We start from the raw sequence: 13016 nt of genomic DNA, 5'->3' as shown, positions 1-13016 counted from the left end.
CCGTCAGGGCCGCGCTGTCGGCCGGTGTCCGCACCTCGCGCCACAACAGCCGCCCCGCCAGCCCGGGCACGGCGGCGCCGGCCGCGGCGACCAGCACATCCGCGTACCGCTCGCGCACTTCGCCGTCCGACCAGTCCACCGGGCCCTGCGGGGCGACCGTCGCCGTGAGGGTGAGCGCCTCATGGTCCTCGTCCGGGCGGGTCCCCGGATCGTCGGGACGCAGCACGGTGACCGTGGGGCGGTCCGCTGTCCGGCCGCCGAAGACGGCGGCGGACTCGGCGCCGTCCACGGGCGCGTGCACCACCGTCCGGTGCGCGGCGTCCGACGGGCGCGCGCCGGACAGCGCCAGCAGCACCGTGAACCGCCCAGGCACCGGGGCGCCGGTGCCGTCCGGCGGCCGTACGTCACCGTCCGCCCAGAGCTCCCCCTCGACCAGCGGCCCCGGCGCGGCCCCGGCGACCACCCGGTCGGCAGGGGCGAGAGTGCCGTCGGCCAGCTCGACACCCGTGGCCCTGCCGTCCTTCTCCACGATCCGGGTCACCTCGGCCCCGAACACGAACTCCACCCGCCGGGCCAGACACCGCTCGTACACCGCTCGGGCCAACTCCCGCATCCCGCCCTCGACATACCAGCTCCCGAAGGTCTGCTCCAGATACGGCAGCAGGGCCGCGCTCCCCGGGGCGTGGCGGGGGTCGAGTCCGTACGCGAGGGCGTAGCCGTCGAGCAGGGCGGCGAGCCTGGCGTCCGCCAGCTCCCAGTCACCGATCTCCGCGAGCGTGGACGCCTGGCGGGCGCCGCGCAGCAGCCTGCGCTGCCGGGGCGCCGGATAGGGATCACGCCCGAGCACCTGCCAGTCGGGCCACAGCGGCTCCTCCAGCAGCGGCCGCCTCGACCGGTCCCAGGCCTCCCTGGCACGCCCGAGGAACTCCCCCCAGCGCCCGCCGGCGCCCGCGCCGAGCGCCGCGTCCAGGGCGGCGACGACCCCCGCCCGCGACGCGTTCGGCAAGGACACACCGGTGCCGTCAGCGAAGACATGGCGGCTCGCCGGGTCCACCTGGCGCAGGGTGAGGCACTGCTCCAGGGGTTCTTTGCCGGTCTTGACGAACAAGTCGCGGTAGACGGCGGGCAGATGCAGCAGGGCGGGCCCGGTGTCGAACACGAACCCGTCGCGCTCGAACCGGCCCACGGCGCCGCCGTAGGTCGCCGAGCGCTCGTACACCGTCACCCCGTGGCCTGCCACGGCCAGCCGGGCAGCCGCCGCCATGGCGCCCATGCCCGCGCCGATCACCGCAATCCGTGCCATGCGAAAACCCTATCCGGGGCCACTGACAGTCACGGTGGTGGCCGGGTCGTACCGTCTCCGAAGTCTCCGCTGGCCCCGAAGTCGTCGGCGCCCTGGTGTCTCCGCTCGCGCCGCAGCGCTCTGCGGCGGCGGAATCGGCGGATCCGGTTCATCAGGAAGCCCAGGACCACGATGCCGGTCAGCAGCAGCACCCCGGCGAGGGCGGCGGCGCCGAGCGGATGGAAGACCGCGAACGTGATGATCCCGGCGACGCTCAGGTCCTCGCCCGTGCTCACCGCGATGTTGCTGAACGGCTCGGGCGACGTGTTGACCGCCATCCTGGTGCCGGCCTTGACGAGATGGCTCATCAAAGCGGTGGAACCACCGACGGCGCCCGCGGCGATCTGCGGCAGCGAGTGGCTGTCACCGGCGAGCAGCGCGGCGACCACGGCGCCGGCCACCGGTCTGATCACCGTATGCACGGAGTCCCAGATCGAGTCGACGTACGGGATCTTGTCCGCCACCGCCTCGCACAGGAAGAGCACTCCGGCGACGATCAGTACGTCGGGACGCTGAAGCGACTCGGGCACCGCGTCGGTTAGCCCGGTCGCGCCGAATATGCCGAGGAGCAGGACCACCGCGTAGGCGTTGATCCCGCTGGCCCAGCCACTCGTGAAGACAAGCGGAAGTACGGACACGGACGTGATCGTAGTGCCGCCGCCCGGTGCGTGTCCGGAGTGAACCCCAGACGCTGAGTACCCGTACTCAGCAAGGGAGATGAGTAGGGACGCGGATGGGCTGTCACCTGCGCGAACGGGAGAGTAGGGGTCACCGAAGGGGCGCAGCGCCGACACCGCCGGCACGGGGCGGCGGAGCGGCGCGGCTCCCCCGAGGGAACGGGGGCAACGTCGGAGGGCCGGCCGTACCGGGATTGACCACCGGTCAGCGGGCTCTCCGGCTTCCACGGGGGAACGTGGCGGCGGGGGACACGGGGAAGCGGGTTGGGGGGAACGGGGGAAACGGGGGGGGAACGGGGGAAACGCGTCGGTCCGAGGGGATTCCCGGGGGGGAATCTCACCGGACCGACGTCCTTCTGCACGGGCTACGGGCCGCCCGCGTACGGGCGTTCAGCGCCCGCCGACCCGGCCGTGCAGCAGCAGCGAGAGCGCCGCGTGCACCTCGTCGATCGACCGCTCCGGCTGGAACGCCTGCCAGTCCAGGGCGGCCACCAGCACCATCCCGACCAGCGCGGCAGCCGTCAGCCGGATGTCGATCGCCTCGCTCAGCTCCCCGCCGGCCACGGCCTCCCTGAGCACGGTCTCGACCACGGCGACCGCCTCCTGACGTACCGTCAACAACGTCGACCGCCAGGCCCGGTTGGTGCGCCACAGCTCGGCGACGTAGAGCTGGGTGAAGGCCGGACAGCGGTCGATGAAGCCGAGTCCCGCCCTGATCATCCCGTCCAGCGCTTCGACCCTGCTGCCCCCGCGCTCCTTCGTCGCGTCGGCGGCGGCCTGGAGCGAAGCGGTGAGCAGCCGGACGCCGTGCCGCAGCAGCTCCTCGAAGAGGTCCGCCTTGTTCTTGAAGTTGTAGTAGACGGTGCCCTTGGCAACTCCGGCGCGCTCAGCGATCTCGTCCACCGTCGTCGCGGAGAACCCCTGCTCGGCGATGAGCGTCACCGCGGCCTCGTAGAGCTTCTCCCGTGTGGTCCGCCGACCGGTGCTGCTGTTCATGGAGGGGATTCTCACAGGTCCGGGCGGTCCCGTACGTGCATGTCCGCGTCAAGGGCGGGCATTGGCCGGATGACGGCGGCCAACGGCCGGAGTGGGTGGTGCCGGACCGGGGAGGGTGAGAAGTCGCAGGTCGGAGCCGATTGTCAGTGGCGCCCCTCACGATGGGTACATACGGCCACAGAGCCGTCACACGACGACAGGAGGTTCGTCATGGCCAGCTCCCATGCCGGCGCCGCACGCCGGCGTCCGACAGGCGGCCCTGCACCCTCACTGACCGGACCGCCCGGCGATGTCCACCCCGTCCTGCGGAGGGACGCGGCGCCGCCCGCCGCCCTCGATCTGCTCGCCCAGGCCCGTACGGGCCTCGACGAGGCGGCGACCCTGGACACTCCGAACGAGCGCTACGCCACGGCCCATCTCGCCGCCCTCCGTACGGCTGCCGCCGTGCTCGCGGCCCGCGGCCGCCCCGAGACCACCCCGCAGCGGCGCAGGCGCATCCGCAGCGCCTGGGAGGTCCTCCCCGAGATCGCGCCCGAACTGACCGAGTGGAGCGCCCTCTTCGCCTCGGGCGCCACCCGCAGGGCGCGGGCCGAGGCGGGCATACAGGGCGCGGCGGGCACGCGTGACGCGGACGACCTCCAGCGTGACGCGGCCATGTTCCTGCGCATAGTGGAGCGGCTGCTGGTGCTGGAGCCGTCCCTGCCCCGACCGAGGACCGAGCAGACCCGGCAGGGTGACGCCGCTGGGTGACCGTGACTTTCCGGCCATGCCACAGGCAATAGGGTGGGCGGAGCCCCACCGTTCACGCCCTTGCGGGCGGCACCGCGCCGAGGAGTCAACTGCCGTGTCGGACCCTTCCCCTGTCATCGGTGGGGAGACGCCCTCGCGCCCCCGTGGCTCGCTGCGTACCTCCGTGGTCTGGGAAGTCCTCAAGGACGCCCTGGACCGCAGGACCGAGGCGGCTGCGAGCGACAGCCTGGACGTCCTCGACACCGGCGGCGGCACGGGCAACTTCGCCGTGCCCGTCGCCCGTCTTGGCCACCGGGTGACCGTCGTCGACCCCAGCCCCAACGCGCTCTTCGCGCTCGAACGCAGGGCGGCCGAGGCGGGGGTGGCGGACCGCGTCCGGGGTGTGCAGGGGGACATCCACGGCCTGTTCGACGTCGTCGCGCGCGGCGGCTTCGACGCCGTGCTGTGCCACGGCGTCCTGGAGTACGTGGACGACCCGGCCGAGGGCGTGCGGAACGCGGTGGACGCGCTGCGCCCCGGCGGGGCACTCAGCCTGCTCGCCGCCGGGCTCGGCGGCGCTGTCCTGGCCCGGGCCGTCGCCGGGCACTTCACGGAGGCCAGGCAGGCGCTCACCGACCCGGCGGGCCGCTGGGGCGAGGGCGATCCGGTGCCCAGGCGCTTCACCGCCGAGCAGCTCACCGACCTCGTCGGCGGGGCCGGTCTGACGGTCGGGGCCGTGCACGGGGTCAGGGTCTTCGCGGACCTCGTACCCGGCGGTCTGGTCGACACCGAGCCGGGCGCGATGGAGGCGCTGCTGAAGCTGGAGGCGGTCGCCGCGGGGCTGCCCGCCTTCCACTCCGTGGCGACGCAGCTCCATGTCCTGGGCGAGAAGCAGGGCTGATCCGACAAGGGTCGCGGAAGCCGTCCGGGGCCGTCCTCGGCCCTCCGGCCGCCGATCGCACGGCTGATCAGCCACGCAGCCGGGAGATGCGGTGTGCCACAGGCCCCCCGGCGGGGCGCATGTCGCCGTATGATCGGGGTACACCATCCGGTATGACGGGTCGGTGGTCGGGGAATCAAAGCCCCACCATCCGGGTCGGCATGGCGGCCCGGAATGGCGAATTGGCTTTGAGGGCGGGTTTCACGGGGACGAATCCCTGCCTATCCTGAAGGGGCCGCATACCGGTCGCCCCCTGCGACCGACGACTAGGAGGACTCCGTGCCGCTCTCGGAGCACGAGCAGCGAATGCTCGAGCAAATGGAGCGAGCGCTGTACGCCGAAGATCCCAAGTTCGCGACAGCGCTTGAGGGAAGCGGGCTGCGTACATACACCCGGCGACGGGTCTACCAGGCGGTCGTAGGTTTCCTGGTAGGAATCGCGCTCCTCATGTCAGGAATGGTCTTCAACCAGATCTGGATCGGCGTGGTCGGCTTCCTTGTCATGCTGGGCTGCGCGGTCCTGGCGGTCACCGGCTGGCGCAAGGCGCCCAAGCCGGGTGAGCAACAGCAGCCGGGCGGGGCTCCAGCCGCCCGACAACCCAAACCGCGCCGCTCGATGATGAATCGCATCGAGCAGCGGTGGCAACGCCGCCGCGACGAACAGGGCCAGTAGCCCCTGAAGATTCTTGGATTTCCTTTCCACACCTTTCTGACCAGCAGGTTTTAGGAGTACGGCTGAGGGGCGGACGCCCAGGGCGTCCGCCCCTCAGCCGTGCCTGGGGCTCCAGGGCCTGAGCCGGGGCTCACCACCCGGTTCAGGCGCTGGCTCAGCCCCAGCTCGGCCCCCGGCTAGAGGCCCAGGGCTGAAGGCCCCGGCCGGAGCCCCGGCTCAGCCCCGCCTGCGGCCCACGGTCGCGACCCAGCGGCCCATACCCTGCCGGCGGGCTCCCCACCGTTCGGCGACGGCCGTCCAGCGCTCTGAGAGGGCCCATATCACTCGAACGGAGGAACGCGGCAGCAGAAGTGCGCGCAGTCGCGTCCGGCGGTCGGCCGACGCGTGCAGCCCCTCCCGTACCCGCTTGATGTCCTCGGCCAGGCCCGCCCCCGGCCTCGGCACCGGCGCGTACAGCACCTGCTCGACGGAGTCGGCGACCCGCCGCACGGCGTCGGCCGCCTGCTGGTCGAGACGGCCGAGCAGGACGATTCGGGCCGCAGCCCCGCGCGGGGTCTGCGACTCGTCGGGCGGTACGCCGTGGTCCCACGCCGAGTCGGTCAGCTCCCGCCAGGCCGACAGCGTCCGCGAGGCCGTCGCCTGGGCCGTCGGGCGGCCCGTACCGGCCCCTGCCGCCCCCGCTGCTCCCACGGCGGCTTCCCGCCCGTCCTCCGCGCCCGAGGAGGTGCCCCCGGGGGAGACGTGCCCGCCGGAGCCCAGCCGTCGCGTCCGCACCCGGGTCCGCCACAGCAGCGGCATCAGCAGGAGCAGGAGGACGACGGCAGCGGCGGCCAGCGAGAGAAGGACCTCGGCCCAGACCGGCGTACCGGTGCCGGACCCCGGCGTCGCGCCCTGCGCCACGGCCGCGCCGCACGCCTCCAGCTTCTTCGCCCGCGCGTCACAGCTCTGCGAGGCGGACGGAGCCGCCGACGGAGTCGCCGAGCTGCCGGCAGCGGGCTGCTGGGAGTCGGTCGGCCCGCCGGAGGGGACGCTCTGGCGCGTGTAGTCGGGGACGCTGCCCCGGCCCGGGGTCGGCTCGAACTGGGTCCAGCCGACGCCCTGGAAGTACAGCTCGGGCCAGGCGTGCGCGTCACGCAGACCGACGGACATGCTGCCGTCGGGCTGCGGGGTGCCGGGCGTGAAGCCGACGGCGACCCTGGCCGGTATCCCCAGCGTCCGGGCCATCGCCGCCATCGTGAACGAGAAGTGGATGCAGAAGCCCCGCTTGTCCTTGAGGAAGCGGGTGATCGCCTGGATCCCGGTGCCCGAGTCGACATCGGTGTCGTAGGTGAATCCGCCGTTCACGGAGAACCAGTCCTGGAGCTTGACGGCCCGCTCGTAGTCGTTGGTGGCGCCGGCGGTGACCTCCTGCGCGGTCTTCTTCACCACACCGGGCAGATTGCCCGGTATCTCCGTGTACTCACGGCGCAGAGCCGCCGAGGGCTCGGGCGCCGATTCGAGCTGCTCCCTGGTCGGGTTCACCTGGAGGCTGTCGACCGAGTAGCCCGTGCCACGCGTGGTCTGCCCCCGGTCGCCCACCAGCGTCCTGCCGACCGGTTCGAAGCGCCAGCGGCCCTCGATGTCCACCCTGGAGGCCGGATAGGGCATCGGCAGATAGTCCTGCCGATACCACTCGGCCGCTGTGATGTTCGTCTTGATCTCGGTGGTGCCGACATCGCCGTCCAGCCCCGCCACATCCGGGAGTTGGTCCGGCACGTCCTCCACGTTCCGCTGGGAGACCCGCCAGGACGTCCCGTCGAACTTGTCCAGGGACATGATGCGCAGATAGAGATTCTGCGTGTTCTGCGCGTTGGTCCGGTAGCGGAGCGCCTCGCGGTCCTCCGGCTGGTTGAGGTCGTCCTGGAGCGTGACCAGCGGATTGACCGCGCGGATCATGCCGCCGCCGCCCGTCCCCGTGCCGTCCCCGTCGCCGACACCGCCGAGCAGGCCGCCGTTCAGGGCGGGCAGGGCGAGCGGGACCACCAGCGCGATACCCAGCGCCAGCACCCCGATCCGCCGGCCGGTACGCATCGGGGCGAGCGCGTGTGTACCCGAGGCGTCCAGACCGGACGCCGCCCGGGCGGGAGTTCGCGGCGCCCCGCCGAACACCCGGCCCCACTGGGAGAGCCGGTCCCTGCCCTCGGCGAGGAGCAGCAGGAGATAGCCGCAGGCCGCGATCAGGAACCACAGCCAGTCCCAGGTGCCCTGCGACAGCCCGGCGGCGACCGAGTAGAGGGCGAGCAGCGGCAGCCCGGCGGGCGCGGCGTTACGGAAGGTCACAGCGAGCGCGTCCACGGCGAGCCCGATGACCAGGACGCCGCCGACCAGCATGAGCCGGATGCCGTCGGTCGCCGGGGCGGGGATCGCGTACTGCCCGACATCGGTGCCGCCCGCCGTCAGCAGTCTGCCGAACTCCTCGATGACGTCCGGTGTCGGTACGAAGCCGAGCGGCGCCACGTCCCTCGCGAAGGCCAGGGTGAGCAGCAGCAGGCCGAGGACGGCCTGGAGCAGCACGGTCAGCGGCCGGGGCAGCGGCACCCGGCGCAGCAGCGCGCCCGCCCCGCTGACGAGCGCCGTCAGGAGCGCGGCCTGCACCAGCCAGCCCGCCGGGCTCACCAGCGGCAGCATCGAAGCCGCCGCCATCAGCGTGGCGGCGTAGGCGCAGAGCGCCAGCCTTCCGCGACCGCTCATGACCATCCTCCGGAGAAACCTGTCGTGGGGCCTGTGACGGGTGATTCCGCGCGTTCCCTGGCCGCTTGCTGCCAGAGCTCGGCGAGCGAGGCTCCCGAGGGCACCGCGATCGCGGTCCACCCGGCCTCACGGAGCAGCCTCAGCCGCTCCTCGGCGTCGGTCCTCGGCCGCGCGGCGTCCGGCACCCAGCCGGTGCTGTCCAGCACGAAGGCGACGGCCGCGCCGCTGCGCTGCCGCATCCGGGCCGCCACCGCAGCCTGTTCCTCGTCGAGATCGCCGAGGAAGGCCACCAGCAGCCCTTCGCTCCCGCCGCGCAGCACGTCGTACGAGAGGGAGAGGCCGGCCCCGGCGGAGTGGTCGACGACAGCGAGCGTGTCCATCATCAGCCCGGCCGAGTCGGCGGTCTCCTGGGTCGCCCCGGCGAAGCCGTCGGCGCCCTCGGCGGGCACCGAGCCGCCCGTGTCGGTCAGCAGCCGTACGGCGAAGCCCCGTTGCAGCATGTGGACCAGCGCGGAAGCGGCGCCCGACACCGCCCACTCGAAGGCCGAGTCGGGTCCGGCGCCCTGGTAGGCGATCCGCCGGGTGTCGAGCAGCACCGTGCACCTGGCCCGGTGCGGCTGCTCCTCGCGGCGCACCATCAGCTCGCCGTAGCGCGCGGTGGAGCGCCAGTGGACCCGGCGCAGGTCGTCGCCGTGGCGGTAACCGCGCGGGATCACGTCGTCCTCGCCGGCCAGCGTCTGCGAGCGCTGCCGCCCGTCGCCGTACCCGGAGGACTCACCGGCGAGCCGCACCGACGGCAGTTCCTCGGTGCGCGGGATGACGGTCAGGGTGTCGTACGCGCTGAAGGAGCGGGTCAGTTCGCACATGCCGAAGGGGTCGCTCAGCCGAAGTTGCAGCGGCCCGAGCGGATACCGGCCGCGCAGGTCCGAGCGGACCCGGTACGACACCTCGCGGCGGCCGCCGGCCTCCACCCGGTCCAGCACGAACCGGGGGCGCGGGCCGAGCACGTACGGCACATGGTCCTGGAGCATCAGCAGCCCGGTGGGGAGCCGCGAGACGTTGTCCATCCGCAGATGCACCCGCGCCTCGGACCCGGCCGGCACGCGGGACGGCGACAGACGTCTGCTTCCGGCCACCCGGTAGCGCGTGCGGTACAGGACGGCGGCGCACACCAGCGGCAGCACGGCGAGCAGCAGCCCCACCCGCAGCAGGTCCCCCTGGCCGAGGACGTACGCGCAGATCGCCGCGGCGACACCCGCGGCGAAGAACGACCTGCCGCGCGTGGTCAGTCCGCCGAGCGCGGCCCGCACCCCGCCCTTGTCGCCGCCTCCGCCCCCGCCGTCCCCGGAGACGGCCACGGGCGCTCCGGGCGCCATCACAGCCGCCGTACGCCGGGCGGCCGTTCGCCGTACACCGGTCCGCCCCGCGCCGACCGGCCGGGCACATGCCCGCCGTCCGCGGTGGGCACCGGCGTGCGCTGGAGGATGTCCAGCACGACCTGCTCGGCCGTACGGCGGTTCAACTGGGCCTGTGCCGTGGGCAGCAGCCGGTGCGCGAGCACCGCGACGGCCAGCGCCTGCACGTCGTCGGGCAGCGCGTACTCCCGGCCGCTGAGCGCGGCCGACGCCTTCGCGGCGCGCAGCAGATGCAGCGTGGCGCGCGGTGAGGCCCCGAGTCTGAGGTCCGGGTGGTTACGGGTCGCGCCCACCAGCTCGACGGCGTACCTCCGTACGGAGTCGGCGACATGCACCGACCGGACGGCGTCGATCAGCTTCACGATGTCGTGGGCGTGCGCCACCGGCTGGAGGTCGTCCAGCGGGGAGATCCCGCCGTGCACGTCCAGCATCTGGAGCTCCGCCTCCGGGCTCGGGTAGCCGATCGACACCCGGGCCATGAAACGGTCGCGCTGCGCCTCGGGGAGGGGATAGGTGCCCTCCATCTCCACCGGGTTCTGCGTCGCCACCACCATGAAGGGGCTGGGCAGTTCATAGGTCTGCCCGTCGATGGTGACCTGGCGCTCCTCCATCGACTCCAGCAGCGCCGACTGGGTCTTGGGCGAGGCGCGGTTGATCTCGTCGCCGATCACGATCTGCGCGAAGATCGCTCCCGGCTTGAACTCGAAGTCCCGGCGCTGCTGGTCGTAGATCGACACCCCGGTGATGTCCGAGGGCAGCAGGTCGGGGGTGAACTGAATACGCCGCACCGAACAGTCGATGGAGCGTGCCAACGCCTTCGCCAGCATGGTCTTGCCCACGCCGGGGACATCTTCGATCAGCAGATGTCCCTCGGCGAGGAGCACGGTCAGCGAAAGCCGTACGACCTCAGGCTTGCCCTCGATCACACCTTCCACCGATGCGCGTACCCGCTCCGCTGTGGTGGTCAGATCTGTGAGGCTCGCTCGATCGTCATAGGTCGTCACCCGGCCCTCCTCGGCCCGTTCATACGGGCCGAGGCTCATCGGACGGCCCGGCCCACCCCAAATACGGACACCGCCCCCGGATGGTTCCGGAGCGCTGCCACAGACGCATTCTTGTTGCCGTTACCGCTTCGTGTCACTCGCCTGTGGATAAGTGGGTGGGATATGCCGGATCTGCCGGATTTCTGGTCCGGCCCGGGCCGGCTGACACCGGCTCGGGCCGACCCTGTGTCAGCCGGCGGGGTCGATCTCGGTCAGCAGTCCCGTCTTCACGTCGAAGACGAAACCACGCACGTCATCGGTGTGCGGCAGGAAGGGTGAGGTCCTTACGCGCTGCATGGACTGGCGTACGTCCTGGTCCGTGTCGGTGAACGCCTCCACGGCCCAGGCCGGCCGCTGTCCGACTTCGAGTTCGAGTTCGTGGCGGAAGTCCTCGGTGATGCTCTGCATGCCACAGCCGGTGTGGTGGATCAGCACGACACTGCGGGTGCCGAGCGCTCGCTGGCTGATGGTGAGTGAGCGTATGACATCGTCGGTGACCACGCCGCCCGCGTTGCGGATGGTATGACAATCGCCGAGGTCAAGCCCGAGGGCGTCGTGCAGGTCGAGCCTGGCGTCCATACAGGCGACCACGGCGACCTTCAGCACCGGACGCGCGTCCATGCCGGGATCGTCGAAGTTCGCCGCGTAGCGGGAGTTGGCGTCGATGAGCCGATCGGTGACCGTCCCACCGGTGCGGGCCGCACCGGTGGGAGCCTCAGCGGGCTCTGCGGGGAGGTGTGCGGAAGTCGACATACCCATGACGGTAATCGCCAAAAGGCGGCTGGGCCCGGCCCCCGGCAGAACAAGACCATTCACGTGGCCTGATTGTGAGCTAAGCCACACGAGTGACGTCCGCTGCTCCGAAGGGGTGAAAAGTGTCGCATTCCGACTCTCTGTGCGGTGGCGGCCGCGACGCGCTGGCCGGTTGATTGACCAAGGGGACCAGTCGACTAAAGTGACGCGAAGTTCACGGACGCATCCTGAACACATCCCGATTTTCCCCGCGTGTGCGGCGTACGTGCGGCTCGGCCTCCCCCCGCTCGCGGCCGGCCGACGCCCTTCCCGGCGCCGGCGGACCACTTCCCCTTCCGAGCGGGTGGGGACCCGGCAGTACGTACGGCCGCGCCGGATCTGAGAGGGGCGCATGAACCAGGCCCGACACGTACCGGTGATGCTCCAGCGGTGCCTGGACCTGCTCGCCCCCGCCCTGGCCGAACCGGGCGCGGTCGTCGTCGACTGCACCCTGGGACTCGGCGGGCACAGCGAGGCGCTGCTCGCCACCTTCCCCTCCGCCAGGCTCGTCGCGCTCGACCGCGACCGGGAGGCGCTCAAGCTCTCCGGCGAACGGCTCGCCGCGTTCGGCGACCGCGCCACCCTCGTGCACGCCGTCTACGACGAGCTGCCCGAGGTCCTGGCCGGCCTCGGCGTCCCCCGGGTCCAGGGCGTGCTCTTCGACCTCGGTGTCTCCTCCATGCAGCTCGACGAGGCCGACCGCGGCTTCGCGTACTCCCAGGACTCCCCGCTCGACATGCGGATGGACCAGAGCACCGGAGTCAGCGCCGCCGAGGTCCTGAACACCTACCCGCCCGGCGAGCTGGTGCGGATCCTGCGCGCGTACGGCGAGGAGAAACAGGCCAAGCGGATCGTGTCGGCCGTGGTCAGGGAGCGCGGCAGCGAACCGTTCTCGCACAGCGCCCGGCTCGTCGAGCTGATCCGTGACGCGCTGCCGCAGGCCGCGAAGCGCACCGGCGGCAACCCCGCCAAGCGCACCTTCCAGGCGCTGCGCATCGAGGTCAACGGAGAGCTGTCCGTCCTGGAGCGCTCGATCCCCGCCGCCGTGAAGACGCTGGCCGTCGGCGGCCGGATCGCCGTCCTGTCGTACCACTCGCTGGAGGACCGGCTGGTCAAGCAGGTCTTCGCGGCCGGCGCCGCCAACACGGCGCCGCCCGGCCTGCCGGTCGTACCCGAGCGCTACCAGCCCCGGCTCGAACTGCTCACCCGCGGCGCCGAACTCCCCACCGAGGAGGAGATCGCCGAGAACCGCAGGGCCGCCCCCGCCCGGCTGCGGGGAGCGCGGCGGATCCGGGAGGAAGCTTCGTGAGCGGACCGGGCAGGCAACTGAAGGGACGCGCCGCGCGGCTCGTCCGGCTGATGCCGTCCGGATCGGGCTCGGCGGCGCGCACCCCCTTCGTCCTGCTGGTCGTCCTGCTCCTCGGCGGCGGGCTGATCACCCTGCTGCTGCTGAACTCCTCGCTCAACGAGGGCTCGTTCAAGCTGAGCGAGCTGAAGAAGCAGACCACCGACCTCACCGACGAGGAACAGGCGCTGCAACGCGACGTGGACGACCGCTCCGCGCCCGACGCGCTGGAGCGGCGGGCCCGTGAACTCGGCATGGTTCCCGGCGGCAACCCCGCCTTCCTCTCCCCGGACGGCACGGTCAGGGGCGATCCCCAGAAGGCGCAGCCGCTGCCG

At 72.2% G+C, this 13016-nt stretch carries 10 protein-coding genes and 2 pseudogenes; 5 read left to right on the top strand and 7 right to left on the bottom strand.

Annotation, left to right across the window (positions count from 1 at the left end):
* From QR77_RS08915 to QR77_RS08905, 3 genes and pseudogenes are all read right to left on the bottom strand, one after another.
* A pseudogene (locus QR77_RS08915) lies at positions 1-1240 on the bottom strand (FAD-dependent oxidoreductase); the annotation flags it as partial.
* Between the two features lie 92 nt (positions 1241-1332).
* Entirely contained in the window at positions 1333-1980 is a 648-nt protein-coding gene (locus QR77_RS08910; protein WP_052488620.1) for a DUF4126 domain-containing protein, read from the bottom strand.
* 429 nt (positions 1981-2409) lie between these two features.
* Positions 2410-3015 carry a TetR/AcrR family transcriptional regulator gene (locus tag QR77_RS08905; protein WP_040020787.1) on the bottom strand — a complete coding sequence of 202 codons (606 nt, stop codon included), beginning with the start codon at positions 3013-3015 and terminating at the stop codon, positions 2410-2412.
* 210 nt (positions 3016-3225) lie between these two features.
* Here QR77_RS08905 and QR77_RS08900 point away from each other — a divergent pair, with 210 nt between their 5' ends.
* The 3 genes from QR77_RS08900 to QR77_RS08890 all read left to right on the top strand — a co-directional run bounded on the left by QR77_RS08900 (position 3226) and on the right by QR77_RS08890 (position 5356).
* Entirely contained in the window at positions 3226-3765 is a 540-nt protein-coding gene (locus QR77_RS08900; protein ID WP_040020785.1) for an SAV_6107 family HEPN domain-containing protein, read from the top strand.
* A gap of 94 nt (positions 3766-3859) precedes the next feature.
* Positions 3860-4645 carry a methyltransferase gene (locus QR77_RS08895; RefSeq protein ID WP_052488619.1) on the top strand — a complete coding sequence of 262 codons (786 nt, stop codon included), beginning with the start codon at positions 3860-3862 and terminating at the stop codon, positions 4643-4645.
* 318 nt (positions 4646-4963) lie between these two features.
* A complete protein-coding gene (locus tag QR77_RS08890) occupies positions 4964-5356 on the top strand; it encodes a DUF3040 domain-containing protein (RefSeq protein WP_040020783.1) in 393 nt (130 codons plus the stop codon).
* Between the two features lie 216 nt (positions 5357-5572).
* On the opposite strand, the gene QR77_RS08885 is transcribed toward QR77_RS08890, so the two are convergent.
* From QR77_RS08885 to QR77_RS08870, 4 genes are all read right to left on the bottom strand, one after another.
* A complete protein-coding gene (locus QR77_RS08885; RefSeq protein ID WP_040020782.1) occupies positions 5573-8086 on the bottom strand; it encodes a DUF3488 and transglutaminase-like domain-containing protein in 2514 nt (837 codons plus the stop codon).
* Positions 8083-9462 (bottom strand): DUF58 domain-containing protein, encoded by a 1380-nt coding sequence (locus QR77_RS08880; protein WP_040020781.1) that lies wholly within the window; start codon positions 9460-9462, stop codon positions 8083-8085. Before QR77_RS08880 ends, QR77_RS08885 begins: the two co-directional genes overlap by 4 nt.
* Positions 9462-10505, bottom strand: a complete 1044-nt coding sequence (locus QR77_RS08875; RefSeq protein WP_040027565.1) for a MoxR family ATPase — start codon at positions 10503-10505, stop codon at positions 9462-9464. The genes QR77_RS08880 and QR77_RS08875 overlap by 1 nt, the downstream gene beginning before the upstream one ends.
* Before the next feature lie 228 nt (positions 10506-10733).
* Complete coding sequence (locus tag QR77_RS08870) at positions 10734-11297, bottom strand: carbonic anhydrase (RefSeq protein WP_040027564.1); 564 nt, start codon at positions 11295-11297, stop codon at positions 10734-10736.
* Between the two features lie 391 nt (positions 11298-11688).
* Here QR77_RS08870 and rsmH point away from each other — a divergent pair, with 391 nt between their 5' ends.
* Together rsmH and QR77_RS08860 are read left to right on the top strand one after the other, a co-directional pair.
* A complete protein-coding gene (gene rsmH, locus QR77_RS08865; RefSeq protein WP_040020779.1) occupies positions 11689-12645 on the top strand; it encodes a 16S rRNA (cytosine(1402)-N(4))-methyltransferase RsmH in 957 nt (318 codons plus the stop codon).
* A gap of 50 nt (positions 12646-12695) precedes the next feature.
* Positions 12696-13016 (top strand): annotated as a pseudogene (locus QR77_RS08860) (septum formation initiator family protein); the annotation flags it as partial.

Source organism: Streptomyces sp. 150FB, from assembly GCF_000818195.1.
In the GTDB taxonomy this organism is placed as follows: Bacteria; Actinomycetota; Actinomycetes; order Streptomycetales; family Streptomycetaceae; genus Streptomyces.
Note: the sequence above shows the minus strand (reverse complement) of the source record. Positions and strands in the feature narration are given on the sequence as shown.

What these genes read in the sequence shown, in the direction of transcription:
- QR77_RS08905 (WP_040020787.1), bottom strand. Translation starts at nt 3,015, where the DNA reads ATGAACAGCAGCACCGGTCGGCGGACCACACGGGAGAAGCTCTACGAG.
- QR77_RS08870 (WP_040027564.1), bottom strand. Translation starts at nt 11,297, where the DNA reads ATGTCGACTTCCGCACACCTCCCCGCAGAGCCCGCTGAGGCTCCCACC.
- QR77_RS08880 (WP_040020781.1), bottom strand. Translation starts at nt 9,462, where the DNA reads ATGGCGCCCGGAGCGCCCGTGGCCGTCTCCGGGGACGGCGGGGGCGGA.
- rsmH (WP_040020779.1), top strand. Translation starts at nt 11,689, where the DNA reads ATGAACCAGGCCCGACACGTACCGGTGATGCTCCAGCGGTGCCTGGAC.
- QR77_RS08885 (WP_040020782.1), bottom strand. Translation starts at nt 8,086, where the DNA reads ATGAGCGGTCGCGGAAGGCTGGCGCTCTGCGCCTACGCCGCCACGCTG.
- QR77_RS08900 (WP_040020785.1), top strand. Translation starts at nt 3,226, where the DNA reads ATGGCCAGCTCCCATGCCGGCGCCGCACGCCGGCGTCCGACAGGCGGC.